Here is an 18,501-nt window from a genome sequence, read left to right on the forward strand (position 1 = left end):
ACGCAAAACTAATTTTAGACGCATTTTTTGCGTAGAATAAACCAACTATTCTACGCAAGAATATAAAACAATATAATTGAACCCTATATTTATTGAGATTGAACAAACGCATTCCCTTAATCAATCGCTTTATACTCGCTTTTGAGCAAAGAATAAACTGCAGAATCTTCCAGCTTATTATCTTTATTATAATGTTCTCTTAAATGACCTTCTTTCGTAAATCCAAACTTTTGAACAAGTTTTAAAGAAGGAATATTGTCAGGACTAAGAAACGCCTCAATTCTGTTTAATTTCATTGTTTCAAAACCATACTGAATGATCGGTTTCAATGCTTCAGTCATAATTCCTTTTGCTTTAACCGCTTCATCAAATAAGCCATAACCAATCTCTGCTCTAAAATGATCGAGGTACCAGGTATGATAACCGCACCAACCAATAATATTGTTGGTCTGCTTATCAATCAGATGAAAATAGAGGAATGTTTTATTAAAGGTTGATAATCCTTTTTTTACTTTTTCCGTTTCGACTTTTAAATCTTCATCAGTTCCAATACCAAACAACTGCTTTATTTCATTATCTGAATGGTTGTTAAAGATCGATCGATAAACGTCGTCGGTCAGCTTTCTGAGGGTTAGTCTTTCGGTTTCTATGGTTTCAAATAGCATGGTAGAATTTGTTACTAAAAGAGGAATTTACACTATTTAAACTATTAAACTCAAGTTGTTATAATCTTTACCAAACTTTTTGCCTTGTTTTAATCGTTCGTCATCTACAACAAACCCTTTTAGGATAAATTCTTTAAGTGTTTTAGTTGCCCAAATTCGGAATTGCGTAACTTGAAAACTGTTTACGCGATAGCCTACGGCTATAATGGCATCGAGTTGTAAAAGTTAGTAAGGTAATTTTTACCATCTGCTGCAGTTATTCTAATTTTTCGAACAACTGAACCTTCTTGTAATTTCAGCACTTTTAAAAATTTCTTTCAGGTGATAATTGATGGTATTATTTTCTACGCCAAAAAGCTCACTCATTCTTTTTTGGGTAAGCCAAAAGGTTTCATCATTAAAAATGACCTCAATTTTTACATTACCTTCGGGTGAAGTGTAAAATATGATGTCGTTATGTCGATTTTTTTCTGCCATAGTTAAAATGTAATTTCCGCTTTATCCAATAAGTCCTTTAAATTCTCAATGCTGCTTTCAATAGACGTATTATCATTAAACATTTAATTACTCAAATTCTACTTTCTCTTTATTTAAAGTTGTCCACCTACACCTTTAAACTTTTCAATGAACAAAGTTAGCTTTTGAAACACCCTTTGCTTTTTTGTTAAATATTGAGGATTTAAAGGGCTCATTTTGGGTAAAAGTGCATTCAGTTCCGTTCCGTTTTCACTGGCATATTCACGTTTTAAGGAAGCTGTTATATACCGCTTTGCTTCTGCCTCATTTAAGTTCTCATCTGCAATTAATTCTGAAGCTTCCGTTTTCTGTTTGCGTTGTGCAAATGCAAAGAATGACTCTATGACATTTGCTTTATCCTGAAGGGTATCAAGGTCAGTTTCATTTATAAAATCAACTACCAAACTCTCCTTTGCTCTATTGCCTACACTTGCACGAATTACTCTACGGATCTCTTCAATTAAAGTAGCTTTGTCTTTGGTTTTTTTGTTATGCTCAAAAATTAATTCAAGAATGTAATCAAGGTTTATTTCTTGTGATTTTAACAGGTCAACTTCAAACACTACATCATCCCAGTCGATCGTAGATTCTTCAGATGCTGCGCCGCTTTTCTCACGTCTTAACCAGTCTCGTATATCATTATAGGTTGAACGATAATCCTGAATGGTCCGTTCTTTCAGCAATTCAATTTTCTGCATGGAGGCTATATCCTCATCCGTTACAAAATGCTCCTTTTTAAACGCTTCAATAGCGGCCGGGTCATTTTTATTTATCGCTTGAAATGCTTTCAGGTTATTGAATTCATCGTAGTTCTGGAGTATGTTTTCTACACGCAGGTACTCTCCAAATAGTTTTGAGAATTCTTTTTTGTCTCTTTCTGTTACAATTGCATCAGGATTGGGGAACTTTTGATTTAAGTCTTTTACAACTTCAATGTAACCTCTGCGTGCTTCGCCTGTAACAATGTCCGTAAAGCCCTCCAAATATTCTTTGTAGCTCTTTTCAAGAACAACATTTTTGGTATTACTATCACCAAAAAGGGTAATGGCATCAATAGTTGCTTTTTCTAAATCCCTGAATGTAACAATATTGCCAAAAGTCTTTGTAGCATCATAAATTCGATTTGTCCTTGAAAACGCCTGAATCAAGCCATGATAACGCAAATTCTTATCAACAAACAATGTATTAAGTGTAGGAGCATCGAATCCGGTTAGGAACATTCCAACAACAATAATTAGGTCAACCTCTTTATTTTTTACACGTTTTGCAAGGTCACGATAATAATTCTGAAATTCATTGCTGTCAACACCATAGCTGGTTTTGAACATTGTGTTATAGTCATTGATCGCTTTAGTTAAAAACTCTTTGGCGCTACTATCCATTGCAGATGGTTCAAAGCTCTCGTCAACTATTTCGCCTATGGCGCTCTGCTCTTCATTTGCTGCAAAGGAGAAGATTGTTGCAATTTTTACTGGCTTATCGCTATCTTTTTGCAAATTGTTTAATTCCTCATAATAACATTTAGCGGCATCAACACTACTTACTGCAAACATGGCATTAAAGCCTTTGTTACTCCCTTGATTTCTGTGCGTTTTTATCTTGAAATTCTGTAAGATATATTGGGATATTTCTTTAATACGAGAAGGGTGAAGCAAAGCCTTTTTGTTTTCCGCTGCACTTAACTTTTTCTCATCTTGTTCTGATTCTATTCCCTTAAACTGAGGCCGAACATCATTATAGTCAACTTTGAATTTCAGTACTTTCTCATCTCTTATAGCATCAGTAATTACGTATGAGTGTAACTCGCGACCAAATACACTTGCTGTAGTTTCAGCACCTAAGGCATTTTGAGGGAATATCGGTGTTCCAGTAAAACCGAATTGATAGAACTTCTTGAATTTCTTTTGCAGATTCCTTTGTGCCTCTCCAAATTGCGAACGGTGTGCTTCATCAAAAATGAAAACTACCTGCTTTTGATAGATGACTAAATCACTCTCAGTTCTCATGAGGTTATTTAACTTCTGAATGGTTGTTACGATAATTTTATTATCATCCTTTTCAATATTCCTCTTTAAACCTGCTGTGCTGTCAGAGCCATTTACACTATCGGGAGAAAAGCGTTGATATTCTTTCATCGTTTGAAAATCCAGATCCTTACGGTCGACTACAAAGAATACTTTATCAATAAAATCAAGTTGTGTGGCTAAACGTGCCGCTTTAAAACTGGTCAGTGTTTTACCTGAACCTGTGGTGTGCCAAATATAACCGCCTCCTTCATTGGTTGACCATTTTTTTGTTTGATACGAACTGGCAATTTTCCATAAGATTCTTTCTGTGGCGGCAATCTGATAGGGTCTCATGATAAGCAGCGTATCGCTGGTATCAAAAACCGAATAGGTGAGTAATACATTTAAAAGGGTATGTTTCTGAAAGAAAGTTGCTGTAAAATCCTTTAGGTCTTTAATCAACGTATTGTCAGCTTTTGCCCAGTTCATGGTAAAGTCAAAGCTATTTTTATTTCGCTCAACAGTGTTCGCAAAGTAACGACTGTCAGTACCGTTTGATATGACAAAGATCTGTACGTATTTATAGAGTGAGCTTTTACTGTTAAAACTTTCTTTGGTATAACGGTGTACCTGGTTAAATGCTTCACGGATCGCAACCCCACGTTTTTTTAATTCTACCTGCACCAAAGGCAATCCATTGACCAATATGGTAACATCATAACGATTTGCATGTGTTCCTTTTTGTTCAAATTGCCTGATGACCTGCACTTTATTGCGTGCAATATTCTTTTTATCTACTAAGTAGATGTTTTTAATATGTCCATCATCAAAAACGAAATCGTAAATATAATTGTCGTGTATCTTCCTTGTTTTTTCCACAAGGTTATCACTTGGTTTATCTAAATATTCTTCTACAAAACGAGCCCACTCAGCATCTGAAAACGCCACATTGTTCAGCGATTGCAATTGCACTTTTACATTCGCCAACATCGCTTCTGGCGTATTTAGGTTTATCGGATCTTCATAACCTTGATCAATGAGGTCCTGGATGAATTCACGCTCAAGAGCTGCCTCTGTTTGATAGACAGCAGGCGCCTCATTCACCTCATAATATTTGGTAAATTTATCAAGTACAATGAAGTTGTTTGATTCCGCTATGGTTTTATACTGCATCAATTTTTCTTTTTGGCTTTTTGCTCTATGGTTTTCAAACTTTCTAAGTAGTTTTTTTCTGCTTCACTTAGTGTTTTTTGCTGGTATTGTTTGTATTCGTTGATTGCTTTTTCAATAGCTTGGTCGTGGCTTATGCTTCCTGCTGTTTGCAATAATTTTTCTCCGCTCATTGTTAAAATACGGTCTAAATGCGTTGCCCAATCTTTCATGGTCATTGCTTTTTCCCGTTCGGCTTGTCGTTCGGCAAAATCCAAATAACCCGAAACAATTTGCCCTAATGCTCTCAGTTCTTTTTCGTTCAAATAATTCTTTGCTATCACCACATCTTTTAAATGTGGTTGGGTGCCCGAAAAGGTCATCAAGCCCATAAATTCTTTTTCAGCATCGGCACGGTTAAAAATCACTTCGGCTGCGGTTTGTCCGTGAACGGCAAAGTGAATTTTGTTTTGTACTTTCTTAAAAAACTCAATGGAAAGATCGGCTTTATGGTCGTAATCAATACTGGTGGCGTAAATGTCTAACACCTGCCGGTAAAACACTTTTTCAGATGCACGAATATCTCTGATGCGCTGCAACAGTTCTTTCCAATAACCGCCGCCACCAAGGTTTTTAAGGCGTTCGTCATCCATGGTAAAACCTTTACGGATATACTCGTTGAGGCGTTTGGTTGCCCAAACACGGAATTGCGTTGCTACTTTTGAATTTACACGATAACCGAGTGAAATTATCATGTCTAAATTATAGTGTTTGGTATCGTAATTTTTGCCGTCTGCAGCAGTTCGTAAGAATTTCTTACTAACTGAATTTTCATTTAATTCACCCTCGGCAAAAATGTTCTTGATGTGTTGGGTAATGCCGGGACGCTCTACTCCATACAACATTGCCAACTGATCTTGCGTAAGCCACACATCTTGTTCGTTCATACGTACGTCCACCGAAATTTTCTCGTCTTCGGTTTTAAAGATGATGAACTCCGAACTGCCTTCTGTATTTTTAATCTTTGCCATTGTCAATTCTCAATTAAAAGGTTAACAACTGCTCCCGATAATATTCATACTGCTTTTTCCTTAACTCAATTTCCTTTGGCAGACCTTCGCTTATTGAAGTGGTGAGTATGTCGAATTTATCGAGGATGGAAACAATGCGGGCTTGTTCTTCGAGCGGAGGAACAGGGATTTTGAAACTCTTTATCATGCTAGAATTTAAATCACCTCTTGCACCTTGACCAAGATTTTTTAGATTCTCATAATTAAAACTAACCCAATGAAAAACATACCTATAATTTGCTTTTTCATTATTTATTTCCAAACATAAACAGTGCTGATTTGTGGTTAATGGAATTTTATTAATAGCAGACCGTCCTGCTGTTGCTCCAGAAATTGCTATAATTACACAATTAATTGGAATCCATTTGGTAGCAGTATTTTTTAATGCAAATTCAGTAATGAACATTTCAGTGCTGTTAATATCAGAAAATTTAACCTCTTGAGTACGGAGCCACGGGATAGTGCCACTATCGTAAAATTTAGGATTGCCAGCTTGTGGTGTACTTCCTGAATAAGATTTTATAGTTATCTCCCCCAACGTCTTCCACTCCACTTCTCCATCTTCAAAACTTAACAACTGTTCACGATAGTAGTTATACTGATTTTTACGAGCTGTAAGCTCTGCTGTAAGCTCTGCTGTAAGCTCTGCTGTAAGCTCTGTAAACGTATCGAGAATACGAACAATTTCTTTTTGAATTTCGAGGGGAGGGATGGGGATTTGGAGTTTCGCCATATCCTTAGCTGATACATCAATAACCTTTGTGCCTTTAGCATACTTCCTTTTCTGGCTTGCAAAATCTTCGGTTTGGGTGAAATAAGCAAAGTATTTACCCAAAAGAAGATGACTCGGCTTAATGATTGTGGCATGTCCGCCAGTGACAGCTTGCATCCTTCCAAGGTAAACAACGGCTTTTCCTACATCTTCAATATTCTCACTTGTATTTGTGATAACGATATCGCCTGTTTCAATTTTCTTTAAAGTTTTAGCTAATTCTAGTGATACAAAAGATTTGGTTTGTGTTGTGCTCAGTCCATAATAAGTATAGATTTGACCGTAGTGAATAGCTGGAACGCCGGTTTCGGCAAAGTCTTTTTTTTGCAAACCATTACCACGAACCAATTCCGAAACTTCCCCCAAAGCTTTCCACTCCACTTCAACGCCTTCTAATAATTTTTCTAAATAACCCATGTTTAATTGTTAATGATAAATGGTTAATGGTTAATGTTGGTTTTTGGCTGATTTGATAATTACGGTTAGTAATTTTATAATCTCAACAGCATCGTTGTTGATGCTTTCAAATTGCTCCCTGGTCAAATAATCGGTTGCTTGCAATAATTCTAACCAATATTTTGTTTCGTTGATTTCTTTTTGAGCAATTGCCATTTTATGTTTAAAGTCGGTTTTGGATTCAGCGTGTTCCGCCTCTCGAACCATTGCACCAACACTTGTGCACTCTTTTTTCTGCTCGCACAAATACTGATACAATTTCACAATTCGCACCGCAAACCCAAAACTTTTATTTTTGACTATATTCTCTTCCATCCCATTGATCATTTACCATTGATCATTCTATCGGACAAGTAGTTTTAACTACACTTACATCAAATTTTTGGATTTTGCCCGTTGGTGCGTCTTTCCACGTGGTTAATCCCATATTTTCTTTTTGGAGGCCGGCTCTGTTTACAATTACTTCGGCTGCTGTTTGCCCGTGTATTGCCCAATGCAGTTTGTTTTGCACTGTGGCAAAAAACGTTTGGTTGCCTGGGCGGTTACATCATAATCAATGGCTGTGGCATAGATGTCGGTTATTTTTTGATAGAATTTTCGTTCGCTCAATCGGATCTCCCGTATCCGTTGTAGCTGTTCTTCAAAGTATTTTTTCCCGAGAATGGTCCCGTCATTTTTCAGACGTTCGTCATCCATCGCAAAACCCTTAATAGTAAATTCCTGCACTATTTGCGTTGCCCATTTGCGAAACAAAACGGCTCGTTCAGAATTTACTTTGTAACCCACAGCAATGATGGCGGAAAGATTATAGTGCTGTGTGTTATAGCTTTTGCCATCTGTTGCAGTTATCCGGAATTTCCGGATAACTGCAACTTCTTGTAATTCATTGTCTTTAAATATCTTTTGGAGATGCTCGCTAATGGTTCTTACATTTACGTTATAGAGCGTGCCCATCATTTTTTGTGTCAGCCATACATTTTCATCAGCATAAATAGCATCAACACCGCCCTCTCCTGTAGCTGCAATAAAAGTTAAGTATTCTGCCGAAGAAGAACGTACCAATGACTTTTTATCGGTATTCTTTTTCATTATCCTTCAATTTCTCTAACAATCAAATCAATATCAGCTCGAAGCGCATTTATCTTTTTCACAGTTTCTGATATCTCCATATTCAACTTAGCGATATTTATTACCTCTCTATTATCTTTAGCTTCAACATAGGAACTTACAGAAAGATTATAATCGTTTTCAGCAATTTTGTTGTTGTCTATAGATTTTGCTATGTGGTCAACATCTGCTTTGCTGTCGAATAGCTCCATAATCTTTTCAATGTGTTTGTTTGTAAGCACATTGTTATTGGTTGCTTTTTTGAAGAAATCTTCACCACTTGCATCTATAAATTGCGTTTTATTATCAGGCTTATGTTTAGAAAGAACCAGAATGTTTACGGCGATAGAAGTACCAAAAAAAAGGTTTGGTGCTAAAGAAATAACAGTTTCTACAAAGTTATTGTCCACCAAATATTTTCTGATTTTCTGTTCCGCACCGCCACGGTAAAAAATACCAGGAAAACAAACAATAGCAGCTCTGCCTTTACTTGAAAGATAACTTAGGGCATGTAATACGAATGCAAAATCAGCTTTTGATTTAGGAGCCAATACACCGGCAGGTGCAAAACGGTCATCATTAATTAGTGTGGGGTCATCGTCACCAATCCATTTTATGGAGTAAGGAGGATTAGACACGATGGCATCAAAAGGTTTTTCATCGCCATAGTGCGGGTCAATGAGAGTATTGCCCAGGGCAATATTAAACTTGTCGTAATTGATGTTGTGCAAAAACATGTTCATACGGGCCAGGTTGTACGTGGTGTGGTTCACTTCCTGCCCATAAAAACCTTCTTCAATAATATGATTATCGAAATGTTTTTTGGCTTGCAACAGTAAAGAGCCAGAACCAGCCGCTGGGTCGTATATCTTGTTTACTTTTTCCTGCTTGTGCATGGCCAATTGGGCAATGAGTTTGGAAACGTGTTGTGGCGTAAAAAACTCACCTCCTGATTTTCCGGCATTGGCGGCATAGTTGGAAATCAAAAACTCATAAGCATCGCCAAAAAGGTCAATATGGTTATCTTCAAATTTCCCAAAATTCAATTCTTCAACACCTTTCAAAACAGCAGCCAAGCGAGCGTTCTTACTTTCAACGGTATTTCCAAGTCTTGTGCTTGTGGTGTCAAAATCGGCAAATAATCCTTTTATATCTGGTTCAGATGCGTAACCATTTGCGGAACTTTCAATAGCGTCAAAAATCGCTTTTAAGTCGGTGTTAAGATTGGTATTGGTATTGGCTTTTTCAGCCACATTTACAAAAAGCTGACTGGGATAAATGAAGTAACCTTTCGTTTTAATGGCATCATCTTTTATTTCGGGTGTAATTACACTATCCGATAAGCTTGCATAGTCAACGCTATCATCACCACCTTCAATGTAGTTGGTAAAGTTTTCACTAATAAAACGATAGAAAAGAGTACCTAAGACAAACTGTTTAAAGTCCCATCCATCAACTGATCCACGAACATCGTTGGCTATTTTCCAAATTTTAGCTTGCAATTCTGCTCTTTGTATTGTGCTTGTCATTTTTTATCGTTTATTATGCCTATTGATTTTACTCTTAATATCATTTACTCAAACACATCTACAATTTTTTTATAGAGTGTATTCTCGCCCAGATTTGAAAAAAAAATGTGACATCAATTCTTTTTCTTAATTTTTTTTGATACAGATTTTAATGCTTCATCTGCCGTTGGTTCATCTTTTACCAATTGCATCAGTTGGTCTGTAAGCCAAAGGGTTTCTAACTCTACTTTATCAGCTTTAAGGATTTCAGCCAAGAGTGGAATTTGTTCCTTTTTCAATGGGCGTAGTCCCTTCTCAATTTTACTAAGCTGGGCTGTATCCATATCAAGCTGTGGAGCCACCTGCCGTAGGTACAAGTGTTGTGCTTCCCTTAGCATTCTAATTCTTTCACCTAATTGGCTTTCCATTGTCTTATTTTTGACTTGTCAAATATTGGCAAATATAAACAAATAAAAGAAAGGGTGTACCGACTTATTTTGCAGCCCCGCCTGTTCGGACAGACAAGCTTGCAAAGTTTGCAAACTGTACAACGAGCCATCGGCCGCCTCTCAAAAGGGAGGGAGTAAGGCCATAAAAAAGCCTCCGGTGGAGGCTTGAAAGATGCAGTTAGAAGTTGTTTCAGGAACGGGCAAATGTTAGAAGCAGACTATAATCGCCTTTGTCGGCTGCCTTTACTGCCCGAAAGTAAGCCGCACGGGCATCGCCCTCGCTGGAAAGATTGGCAGCACCCCAGGTGAACACGGGCAGCTTATAGATTTTCTCAATGATAATATCGGCCATAAGTCGGCTATGCCTGCCGTTGCCATTAGCAAAGCAATGAATGCTTACAATGCGGTGTTTGAACCGCACTGCAATTTCATCAGGAGGGTAGGTATTATGTTCGTGCCAGTAACGCACATCATCCAGCAGGTACCGCAATTCGGTGGTTATTTGCCATTTATCTATGCCAATGTTCTTGTTGGTTTTACGAAACTCACCTGCCCAGGCCCCATACATCGGCATACATGCGTTTATGCACCGTGCGGACAAAATCTTCTGTAAAAACCAGCTCCGGCTTAAAGGAACGCCCTAATGTCCACTGTACGGCCTGTTCTATGTTTTGCTGCTCAAATTCGTCCAGTTCGCCATGGGTGGCAATGGTAGGAATGAGCAACCCTTCTTTCTCTTCTTCATCTAAGGGGGTTTGTCCATCAATGTATTCTAAATCTAATCCCATAAGATTTTAGGCATTTCGTTTTGAATGGCTGTTGCTCTTTCCTTGATGGCCGCTTCAATCCGTTTTTTTGAATTGGCCTGGTCTTCGAGCTTCATGGTGTTGGCGGTCCGCATTACAATTTGGGTGGCCAAATCGGTGGCCCGTTTTTCGATGAGGGCATCCAGCGATCCGTCATTGGGCACAAAGCCATAGACCAACTGCATATCCATAGCACGGGCAATTTCCCGGAGGGATTTGATGGTAATGGAACCGTCCTTTTCCCGCTTCTCAATATCCATTACTCCCTGCTTGGAAACGTTCAACTTGTTGCCGAGTTGCTGCATAGTCATCCCAATGGTGGTGCGGATGGCTTTTATCCATCCGGTGGGTGGCATGGCCACCTGTTTGAGTGAAGCAAAGCCCAGCATTTTGCTGTTGAGCTGTTGCAGTTGGAGTGATTTTTTGCCCATAAAGTAAAGTTATAGCTTGACTTTTACAAGGCAAAAGTAAATCTAATACTTAACTAATGCAAGTTATTAGTAAAGTTATTACTTGACTTTACTACCCGTTCGGTAAAGCCGTGACTTGACTATTTAGGACGAAAATAGCCTGCAAATAACTGATTAACAATATAGATAACGGATTTTTACTACAGTGTTCTGTAGTGGCCAGCCTTCAGCTTTTCCAAAGCCTTGCCGGTGGCATTGTGGAGAATATCATCCACGGTACTGGCAGAAAGTTGGAACTGCTTGCCGGTTTCAACGGCCTGTTGACGGGTAAATTCTGCCGGTAAAGCATCAAAGAATTTGCGTTTGCTATCGCCTGTTTTGAATTGGGTGCTTCGCTTTGTTTGGGCAGGTTGTTGAATAGGAACCCCACTCTTGCTTAAATACATTGCCCAGGGCGTCCGCTTCGGTTTCGCAAATAATACCTGTGCCTTCGTTCTGCTCCAAGTGCCAAAGGATTTTTGCATAGCTGGTATTTGCCGGAATGTAGACCACTTTAAAAGAAGATAGTTACTTTCCAATACAAAACCTAGTAAAAATACTATCCAGCAAATCCTCATTCGAAATATCACCAGTAATTTCACCTAAATGATGTAAAGCACGTTTGATTTCGAACGCCAACAATTCACCTCCAAAAGGTTGATCCATCAAACGTAACGTATCGTCCAATGCTTCATTGGTTTTTTGAAGTGCTTCAAGGTGACGCACGTTGGAGATCATGGTTTCGTCGTTATTCAGTTGATCTACATGGGCTTTATGCAATAACGCTTCTGTAAATTTATCAAGGTTAATCCGGTCTTTGGCTGAAATGAATAACATCCCGTTTAAACCTGCATATTGTTTTTGCAATTCCGTTTCGCTGGTTCTATCTAATTTATTGGCTACTAATAAAATAGAGTCGATTGAAGTATGTTGACCCAGTTCTTCTACAATTGCTCGTAATTCATCTGCTGATGTTTCTTCCGGATCGAATAAATAAATAACCAGTGCTGATTGGCGAATCTTCTCGTAGGCCTTCTCTACTCCTATGGATTCAATTTTATCAGAGGTTTCGCGGATACCAGCTGTATCTATAAAACGGAAATTAATTCCACCTATGTTTATTTCGTCCTCAATGGTATCTCGCGTGGTTCCGGCAATTTCAGAAACAATCGCTCTTTCTTCATTCAGCAAAGCATTCAGCAACGTTGATTTCCCTACATTGGGCTTGCCTGAAATAACTACCGGAATACCGTTTTTAATAGCATTCCCTAAGTCAAACGACTTAATCAGTTTTCGGATTACCGATTGAATGCTGCTAATTAATGCTTTTAACTGGGGACGGTTGGCAAACTCTACATCTTCTTCGGCAAAATCTAATTCCAGCTCAATTAGCGCAGCAAAGTCGATCAACTGCTGACGTAATGCCTTTAGCTCATTGGAGAATCCTCCACGCAGTTGGCGTAATGCCATGTTATGCGAGGCTTCGGTGCGACTGGCAATCAAGTCGGCTACAGCTTCTGCTTGTGAAAGGTCTAATTGGCCGTTTAAAAATGCGCGTAACGTAAACTCTCCGGGCTTCGCAATTCTTGCTCCGTTTTTAATAAACAGATTAATAAGCTTTTGGATGATATAGGGTGAAGCATGGCAAGAAACTTCTACCGAATTCTCACGGGTATATGAGCTTGGTGCTACAAATACGGTAGCCAAAACTTCATCGATAATGATTCCATCTTCTCTAATCGTTCCGAAATGAACGGTATGAGAGGGTTGTTTTTCTAAATCCTTCCCATGAAACACTTTGTTACAAATAGAAATTGCTTCCGGACCTGATAATCGGATGACCGCTATTGCACCTGTTCCCGATGGAGTGGCTAATGCAACAATGGTATCTTCTGCAAATGGAGAATTAGAAAACATTTAATAAAAATTTGGCTTTATGCCGCAAAGATAAGATTATTATTAGCTGTTAGCTATTAGCAATTAGCCGTTGGAAAATGAACAAAGGATAACTACTCAAAGTTAACAGCGAACGCCTATTCATAGTTTTTTAGCCTTTTCGGCTCTTAACATTTCACCGAAGGTTAAATTGTACTGCATCGCATTTAATGTTAACGCTATGCGCCGTGCGCGGGTAGGTTCAGTTTTAGCACTATTGATCCAGTTGATAAAGTAGTTTTGATGAGATTTGGGTAATCTTTCAAAGCTTTGAAGCACCTCCGATTCATCTTGCAGACAATCATAAAGATCTTCCGGCATTTCAATTTTAAAGTCTTTATCCTCTTCCAACTCTACATGCAACATAGCTCCTGCCGACTTACCTAATTTCTTACGCAGTCCGGCATTAAGGGCGATAATAAAGTTACCTTGACCAACAGGAAACATGGCCATTCCATTTATGGGGGTATTATCAAGGGTTCCTTTTACCCGTAGTTCTTTACGATTTCCAGGTTTGATTTCCTGAGCCAAATCAGCCGGAATATCAACATAAGTCCAGCCCGTTTTTTCAGCATTCTTCTTGTATTGAAATATGACAGCTTCAAAGGTTACCATGAAGTGAAGATAACCGCAAAGACGCAGAGGCGCAAAGAAAATTACGAATTATGTGTTACGAGTTACGTGTTATTAGTTTTTCAGAAGTGATAATTCTTAACATGAAACACTCTACAAAAAATCAAAAACCTTTTGCAGCTTAGCGACTTTCCTTAAGCGGTATAACTATGAATGTTAATAGTTGCCGACATAGGGATAACTCGTAACTCGAAACCCACAACCCGAAATCAAAAAACTTAGCGGCTTTGCGTCCTCCCTTTAAAACTTCTCTTCAATCCCTAACCCAAACAATGCAAAATCATAGCGGGCGGGATCAGCAGGATCAAACTGCCGGAGGTTTTGGCTGAGTTCGAGGGTTGTTAACCAGTCGACTTGCTTACGGGTAATTAAACCAAGTTTGCGCGCCACTCGTTCTACATGCAAATCTAGCGGACATAAAAGGTCTTTCATCTGAATGGTGTTCCAGATTCCAAAGTCAACGCCCTTATCGTCTTTTCTCACCATCCAACGCAAAAACATATTTAAACGTTTACAGGTCGATTTATTATTCGGACTGGTTACATGCTTTCGTGTACGATGCGGATAATCGGGCAAGGAGAAAAAATAGGTTTGAAAGTGATTTAAGGCCACTTCAACATTTACCTCTTTATTGTGAGGGATAAAAGCCTGTTCTAAGCTTTCGTAATAAGCATAGTGATGCTTAAAAAACTCAATAAAATATAGGGTATCGGTAGCATTAAACGTGCGGTGCTTAAAATGAAGAAAACGTTTTAAATCCTTCTCTTCATGTTGCGTAATAAACTGATGAGGAGCACCATCCATCAACGAAATCAATTCATTACATTTATTGATAATCGTTTTCCGCTGGCCCCAGGCTAAAACTGCCGCCCAAAAACCCATTATCTCAATATCCTGTTTCTTCGAAAATAAATGCGGAATACAAATCGGATCGTTAGGAATAAAGTCGGGTTGGTTGTATTGCTCAGCTTTTGCGTCGAGGAAAGGCTTTAAATCTATTATATTCATTGTATATTTCGAGTTACGGGTTGCGGGTTACGTGTTAAACACTAACTAAAAATTATGTATCGAGTTTAATAGTTCGTCCAAAACACGAAATTCGTAACCCGTAACCCGTAATTAATTTAAAACCCCAAATTCCCTAAACCCGGAATATTCGGCATTATCGTTTTCATTTCTGCAGCCATCAGTTGATCGGCTTGTTCTAACGCACGGTTTACGGCTACAGTAATTAATTCCTCCACTTCTTCCCTGTCGCGAACATTAAACACGCTTGGGTTAATTTTTATGTCCAACACCTTACGGTTTCCATTACAGGTAACCACAACAGCACCATTGTCAACCTCACCGGTTACACTAATGGTTTCAAGGCGATTTTTAATCTCTTCCGCCTTTTTCTTCGCTTCAAATAAATTGCCTAACATGGTTCTTCTTGTTTTATGTTATTTAGGACCATAGTCCATGGACCATAGACCATAGTGACTACATTACTTAGATAATAAACTAATTATCAATAAAATACTCAATTACAATTAAATATTTATCACGTAAAGTACCATGGTCTATGGACTATGGACCATGGACTAAACACTCGCCAGTGCCTTCTCCAAATCCTCAATTAGATCTTCCACATCTTCAACACCAACGCTTAAGCGGATAAGTGTATCTGTAACACCGCTTTTTAAGCGCTCTTCGCGAGGAATAGAAGCATGCGTCATTGATGCAGGGTGACCGATCAGTGATTCAACACCTCCTAATGATTCAGCCAATGAGAATAAATGCGTACCGCTTAAAATCTTCATGGCATCTTCCATTTTATCACCTTTCAGAGAAAACGACATCATGCCGCCAAAATCACGCATTTGCTGTTTTGCTATTGAATGGTTGGCATGATCTTCGAAACCTGGCCAATATACTTTATCTACTTTAGGATGATTTCTTAGGTAATGAGCAATGGTCTTTCCGTTTTCAGAATGACGCTGCATGCGCAAATGAAGCGTTTTAATACCTCTTAAAACAAGGAAACAATCCTGAGGACCAGGTGTAGCTCCACAAGCATTTTGATAGAATGCAATCTGCTCTGCTAGTTGATCATTATTTACCACTAATGCGCCCATAACCACATCCGAGTGACCCGACATGTATTTAGTCAACGAGTGCATTACGATATCAGCACCTAAAGTCATTGGATTTTGCAAATAAGCCGATGCAAATGTGTTATCAACACCTAATAAAATATGGTGTTTTTTAGCAATTGCCGAAGCTCCTGCAATATCAATGATCTTTAAGGTAGGATTGGTTGGCGTTTCAATCCAGATCATTTTTGTATTTGAATTGATATAGCTTTCAATATTTGCCACCTCTTCCATCCCAATGAAATGAAACTTCAATCCGTAATTCTGATAAACTTTGGTAAAAATGCGATAAGTACCTCCGTATAAATCGTTAGTACAAATGATTTCATCACCAGGTTTAAACAATTTCATCAAGGTATCAATCGACCCCATACCGGTACTAAAACAAAAACCATGTTTGGCATTTTCAAGAGCAGCAATGTTATCTTGAAGCTGCGCACGTGTAGGGTTTTGTGTACGAGCGTATTCATAACCCTTATGATTTCCAGGAGCTTCCTGCACGTAAGTTGAAGTTTGAAAAATTGGTGTCATGATGGCTCCGGTAGACGGATCAGGGAAAACACCTGCATGAATGGCTTTTGTACCGAATTTCATATTCTTAAATATTGCTATTAATTAAGTGAATGTTAAGATACTTTACAATGTGGCAATAAAATTGTTATTAGTCTTTTTGCAGTTTACGAGTAAAAACAATTTTTAAAACACAAAAGAAAGAAAAACAATTCATTTAATTTATCAACTAATCTTAATTATCTAACGCTCATGAGATTAATCTCCTCTAAGGTCATCGTCATGCTGGGCATGCTTGGCTTAATGTTTACCTCCTGTCAAAAGGACGATCAAAAAGTTTCCAAATCAATGGATGTCGAGGCTTCTGTTCAGGGAGTTTCAAAAAATGACATCATCGTTGCCGATTTATTTGAGCAGATCAACATCATTTCAAGAAGCAACCCTTCTTTAATTGACGAAAGTGCTAAAAGTAAAGCTGTAGAGGGTTTTGGAGATGATGTTTTGGGTCATTTGGAAGATTTCTCATGTGCCAAAGTTAAGGTTAATGTTGGATGGCCAAAAGTGGTTACTGTTGATTATGGAGCAGGTGGATGTGAAGATCCTAAAACCAAAAAACTTCGCAAAGGCAAAATCAAGCTTACTTATAATAAAGTATGGTTAGCCCTTGGATGCGAGGTAACAGTAGAATTTGAAGATTACTGGTGTGGCGACACTAAATTTGATGGTTATTGTAAAATTACTTCAACAGGTATTGCTAAAAATGGCAACCTTAAGTTTAAATTAGAATGTGAAGGAACTAAGATTCACTGCGAATGTGTTGAAAGATGGTCTTGCAAAAAAGAGATTGAATGGTGCAATAATGGCACACTGCTAAACATTTTTGATGATTATTATTCAATTACAGGCTATGGTGAAGGTTCTGATAACAAAGGCAACTATTTCACCGAAAAAATTAAAGTTGCCCTTATCAAAAAAGCCTTCTGTCCTTGGATAAGCAAGGGTTCTATAGAACTTAGCTCAAGTAAAGCTCCATTATGTACGTTAGATTTTGGTGCGGGCGATTGTGATGCAAAAGCAACTTTAACTATTAATGGAACTACCAAACAAATCGATCTATAATTTTTCTTATTCCTAACGTTTATTTAGCGTCGCATTCAGGTAATGCGGCGCTTTTTTTGCTTTTACCTCTTCCTGTTGATTGGTATACAATGCCTATTAGTTAAAGTTTAATTATTAAGCATTGTATACACAAACAATCGCCTGATTTATCCTACATTTTTAGTTAAGAAATAAACTTAATTTACTTTAATTCAAGTATTTGGTTACTATTTTTAACTATCGCTTTAAAAACTGAAACGAATTATTTTTTTCATCGTTAAACTCTTTTAGATTCATTTGGTCTGACAATAAAAACTAACCACAATAAAAAAATATGAAACTTATCACCTCAAAATCACTTGTTCTTGCAGCAGCAATTGCATTAACTTTTACTTCCTGTAAAAAAGATGATAACGAACCGTCTGCTAATGCAGAACAAACATCGGCTGTTGATAACCAATTGGCTGACGATATAACCACTGATGAGATTGACTTATTTCTTACTGCCCTTCAAAATAAAATGCCTAAAACTACCACTAGCGCATCTGTATCGGTTGAAACTACTGATACTGGAACCGACACACGTACGGGTGCCGTGGTAACTATTACAGGTGAAGGATTTCCGAAAACCATTACAGTTGATTTCGGTACTGAAGGAAAAACGGTAAACGGTATTACCCGCAAAGGTAAAATCATTGGTACGTTAACAGATTATTGGTGGAAACCCGGAGCAGAATTAAAAATCGTTACGGAAAATTTCTCCTTAAATGATGTAAAAATCACAGGAACTAAAATCTTCACAAGCAAAGGTTATAATGAAACAACAAACAGTTACACTTATACAGTAAAAGTTGACAGAGCAAAAATCAACAGTGATAATCAAACTTTCACCTGGAGTGCCGAACGAACTATTACTTACTATACCAAAGGAACCATTACTGCACTTGACGACTATTTTACGGTAACAGGTGCATCTTCCGGAACTAACCGCGCTGGCGATAGCTTTACAACAACGATTACTACAGAACTTAATAAACCTATTATTTCTCGTTGGTTTGTTTCTGGAGTTATCCAACACCAAGTAGGTTCTCGTCCGGTAGCAGTACTTGACTATGGAAATGGAACAACTGATAATAAAGCCACTGTTACAATCGGTGGAACTACAATTGAAATTTCTTTGCACCGATAATTGTAAAAATATATTATAAACAAAAATCCCTGTAGCTGAATACGCTAC

Annotated in this window: 20 protein-coding genes and 1 pseudogene; 2 read left to right on the forward strand and 19 right to left on the reverse strand. The window is 38.1% G+C overall.

Features of this window, described 5'->3' with window-relative positions; translation table 11 throughout:
• Positions 1 to 116: 116 nt before the first annotated feature.
• From SOLCA_RS09595 to SOLCA_RS09675, 19 genes and pseudogenes are all read right to left on the reverse strand, one after another.
• A complete protein-coding gene (locus SOLCA_RS09595) occupies positions 117 to 665 on the reverse strand; it encodes a GNAT family N-acetyltransferase (protein WP_014680250.1) in 549 nt (182 codons plus the stop codon).
• Positions 666 to 701: 36 nt separating this feature from the next.
• Complete coding sequence (rhuM, locus tag SOLCA_RS23945) at positions 702 to 872, reverse strand: RhuM family protein (protein WP_217166273.1); 171 nt, start codon at positions 870 to 872, stop codon at positions 702 to 704.
• A 54-nt stretch (positions 873 to 926) separates the two neighbouring features.
• The gene (locus SOLCA_RS23465) at positions 927 to 1,142 is read right to left on the reverse strand and encodes a hypothetical protein (RefSeq protein ID WP_052308570.1); all 216 of its coding nucleotides are present in this window, start codon (positions 1,140 to 1,142) and stop codon (positions 927 to 929) included.
• Positions 1,143 to 1,255: 113 nt separating this feature from the next.
• On the reverse strand, positions 1,256 to 4,360 hold the full coding sequence (locus tag SOLCA_RS09605; RefSeq protein WP_014680251.1) for a type I restriction endonuclease subunit R: 3,105 nt from the start codon (positions 4,358 to 4,360) through the stop codon (positions 1,256 to 1,258).
• Complete coding sequence (locus SOLCA_RS09610; protein WP_014680252.1) at positions 4,360 to 5,367, reverse strand: virulence RhuM family protein; 1,008 nt, start codon at positions 5,365 to 5,367, stop codon at positions 4,360 to 4,362. Before SOLCA_RS09610 ends, SOLCA_RS09605 begins: the two co-directional genes overlap by 1 nt.
• A 13-nt stretch (positions 5,368 to 5,380) precedes the next feature.
• Positions 5,381 to 6,595 carry a restriction endonuclease subunit S gene (locus SOLCA_RS09615; RefSeq protein WP_014680253.1) on the reverse strand — a complete coding sequence of 405 codons (1,215 nt, stop codon included), beginning with the start codon at positions 6,593 to 6,595 and terminating at the stop codon, positions 5,381 to 5,383.
• A 30-nt stretch (positions 6,596 to 6,625) separates the two neighbouring features.
• Positions 6,626 to 6,949, reverse strand: coding sequence for a four helix bundle protein (locus tag SOLCA_RS09620; RefSeq protein WP_014680254.1), 324 nt, complete (start codon positions 6,947 to 6,949; stop codon positions 6,626 to 6,628).
• Positions 6,950 to 6,971: 22 nt separating this feature from the next.
• A pseudogene (gene rhuM, locus SOLCA_RS09625) lies at positions 6,972 to 7,723 on the reverse strand (RhuM family protein).
• Positions 7,723 to 9,270: a type I restriction-modification system subunit M gene (locus SOLCA_RS09630; protein ID WP_014680255.1), complete on the reverse strand. Its 1,548-nt coding sequence runs from the start codon at positions 9,268 to 9,270 to the stop codon at positions 7,723 to 7,725. Before SOLCA_RS09630 ends, rhuM (SOLCA_RS09625) begins: the two are co-directional and overlap by 1 nt.
• Before the next feature lie 113 nt (positions 9,271 to 9,383).
• Complete coding sequence (locus SOLCA_RS09635) at positions 9,384 to 9,677, reverse strand: helix-turn-helix domain-containing protein (protein WP_014680256.1); 294 nt, start codon at positions 9,675 to 9,677, stop codon at positions 9,384 to 9,386.
• Positions 9,678 to 9,888: 211 nt separating this feature from the next.
• Positions 9,889 to 10,299, reverse strand: coding sequence for a mobile mystery protein B (locus SOLCA_RS09640; RefSeq protein WP_217166205.1), 411 nt, complete (start codon positions 10,297 to 10,299; stop codon positions 9,889 to 9,891).
• The gene (locus SOLCA_RS23475; protein ID WP_217166207.1) at positions 10,244 to 10,486 is read right to left on the reverse strand and encodes a hypothetical protein; all 243 of its coding nucleotides are present in this window, start codon (positions 10,484 to 10,486) and stop codon (positions 10,244 to 10,246) included. Before SOLCA_RS23475 ends, SOLCA_RS09640 begins: the two co-directional genes overlap by 56 nt.
• Positions 10,477 to 10,935 carry a mobile mystery protein A gene (locus SOLCA_RS09645; RefSeq protein WP_014680257.1) on the reverse strand — a complete coding sequence of 153 codons (459 nt, stop codon included), beginning with the start codon at positions 10,933 to 10,935 and terminating at the stop codon, positions 10,477 to 10,479. The genes SOLCA_RS23475 and SOLCA_RS09645 overlap by 10 nt, the downstream gene beginning before the upstream one ends.
• 179 nt (positions 10,936 to 11,114) lie before the next feature.
• Positions 11,115 to 11,438 (reverse strand): hypothetical protein, encoded by a 324-nt coding sequence (locus tag SOLCA_RS09650; protein ID WP_157604548.1) that lies wholly within the window; start codon positions 11,436 to 11,438, stop codon positions 11,115 to 11,117.
• A 43-nt stretch (positions 11,439 to 11,481) separates the two neighbouring features.
• Positions 11,482 to 12,870, reverse strand: a complete 1,389-nt coding sequence (gene mnmE, locus SOLCA_RS09655; RefSeq protein ID WP_014680258.1) for a tRNA uridine-5-carboxymethylaminomethyl(34) synthesis GTPase MnmE — start codon at positions 12,868 to 12,870, stop codon at positions 11,482 to 11,484.
• 120 nt (positions 12,871 to 12,990) lie between these two features.
• Complete coding sequence (locus SOLCA_RS09660) at positions 12,991 to 13,503, reverse strand: YdeI/OmpD-associated family protein (RefSeq protein WP_014680259.1); 513 nt, start codon at positions 13,501 to 13,503, stop codon at positions 12,991 to 12,993.
• 258 nt (positions 13,504 to 13,761) lie between these two features.
• Positions 13,762 to 14,529 (reverse strand): TIGR02757 family protein, encoded by a 768-nt coding sequence (locus SOLCA_RS09665; RefSeq protein WP_014680260.1) that lies wholly within the window; start codon positions 14,527 to 14,529, stop codon positions 13,762 to 13,764.
• Between the two features lie 116 nt (positions 14,530 to 14,645).
• Positions 14,646 to 14,945: a YbaB/EbfC family nucleoid-associated protein gene (locus SOLCA_RS09670; RefSeq protein WP_014680261.1), complete on the reverse strand. Its 300-nt coding sequence runs from the start codon at positions 14,943 to 14,945 to the stop codon at positions 14,646 to 14,648.
• Between the two features lie 159 nt (positions 14,946 to 15,104).
• Positions 15,105 to 16,250, reverse strand: coding sequence for a trans-sulfuration enzyme family protein (locus SOLCA_RS09675; protein ID WP_014680262.1), 1,146 nt, complete (start codon positions 16,248 to 16,250; stop codon positions 15,105 to 15,107).
• A 168-nt stretch (positions 16,251 to 16,418) separates the two neighbouring features.
• On the opposite strand from SOLCA_RS09675, the gene SOLCA_RS09680 reads away from it, so the two are divergent.
• Together SOLCA_RS09680 and SOLCA_RS09685 are read left to right on the forward strand one after the other, a co-directional pair.
• Positions 16,419 to 17,285: a hypothetical protein gene (locus SOLCA_RS09680; protein ID WP_014680263.1), complete on the forward strand. Its 867-nt coding sequence runs from the start codon at positions 16,419 to 16,421 to the stop codon at positions 17,283 to 17,285.
• 313 nt (positions 17,286 to 17,598) lie between these two features.
• Entirely contained in the window at positions 17,599 to 18,453 is an 855-nt protein-coding gene (locus tag SOLCA_RS09685; protein WP_014680264.1) for a hypothetical protein, read from the forward strand.
• Positions 18,454 to 18,501 lie beyond the last annotated feature (48 nt).

This window comes from Solitalea canadensis DSM 3403, from assembly GCF_000242635.2.
Taxonomy (GTDB): domain Bacteria; phylum Bacteroidota; class Bacteroidia; order Sphingobacteriales; family Sphingobacteriaceae; genus Solitalea; species Solitalea canadensis.

Bases quoted from the DNA above. Each gene is read 5' to 3' on its own strand.
- SOLCA_RS09670 (WP_014680261.1), bottom strand. From the start codon at position 14,945: ATGTTAGGCAATTTATTTGAAGCGAAGAAAAAGGCGGAAGAGATTAAA.
- SOLCA_RS09680 (WP_014680263.1), top strand. From the start codon at position 16,419: ATGAGATTAATCTCCTCTAAGGTCATCGTCATGCTGGGCATGCTTGGC.
- SOLCA_RS09595 (WP_014680250.1), bottom strand. From the start codon at position 665: ATGCTATTTGAAACCATAGAAACCGAAAGACTAACCCTCAGAAAGCTG.
- SOLCA_RS09675 (WP_014680262.1), bottom strand. From the start codon at position 16,250: ATGAAATTCGGTACAAAAGCCATTCATGCAGGTGTTTTCCCTGATCCG.
- mnmE (WP_014680258.1), bottom strand. From the start codon at position 12,870: ATGTTTTCTAATTCTCCATTTGCAGAAGATACCATTGTTGCATTAGCC.
- SOLCA_RS09645 (WP_014680257.1), bottom strand. From the start codon at position 10,935: ATGGGCAAAAAATCACTCCAACTGCAACAGCTCAACAGCAAAATGCTG.
- SOLCA_RS09635 (WP_014680256.1), bottom strand. From the start codon at position 9,677: ATGGAAAGCCAATTAGGTGAAAGAATTAGAATGCTAAGGGAAGCACAA.
- SOLCA_RS23475 (WP_217166207.1), bottom strand. From the start codon at position 10,486: ATGGGATTAGATTTAGAATACATTGATGGACAAACCCCCTTAGATGAA.
- SOLCA_RS09665 (WP_014680260.1), bottom strand. From the start codon at position 14,529: ATGAATATAATAGATTTAAAGCCTTTCCTCGACGCAAAAGCTGAGCAA.
- SOLCA_RS09630 (WP_014680255.1), bottom strand. From the start codon at position 9,270: ATGACAAGCACAATACAAAGAGCAGAATTGCAAGCTAAAATTTGGAAA.
- SOLCA_RS09685 (WP_014680264.1), top strand. From the start codon at position 17,599: ATGAAACTTATCACCTCAAAATCACTTGTTCTTGCAGCAGCAATTGCA.
- SOLCA_RS09620 (WP_014680254.1), bottom strand. From the start codon at position 6,949: ATGGAAGAGAATATAGTCAAAAATAAAAGTTTTGGGTTTGCGGTGCGA.
- SOLCA_RS09650 (WP_157604548.1), bottom strand. From the start codon at position 11,438: ATGCAAAAATCCTTTGGCACTTGGAGCAGAACGAAGGCACAGGTATTA.
- SOLCA_RS09660 (WP_014680259.1), bottom strand. From the start codon at position 13,503: ATGGTAACCTTTGAAGCTGTCATATTTCAATACAAGAAGAATGCTGAA.
- SOLCA_RS09605 (WP_014680251.1), bottom strand. From the start codon at position 4,360: ATGCAGTATAAAACCATAGCGGAATCAAACAACTTCATTGTACTTGAT.
- SOLCA_RS09615 (WP_014680253.1), bottom strand. From the start codon at position 6,595: ATGGGTTATTTAGAAAAATTATTAGAAGGCGTTGAAGTGGAGTGGAAA.
- SOLCA_RS09610 (WP_014680252.1), bottom strand. From the start codon at position 5,367: ATGGCAAAGATTAAAAATACAGAAGGCAGTTCGGAGTTCATCATCTTT.
- SOLCA_RS23465 (WP_052308570.1), bottom strand. From the start codon at position 1,142: ATGGCAGAAAAAAATCGACATAACGACATCATATTTTACACTTCACCC.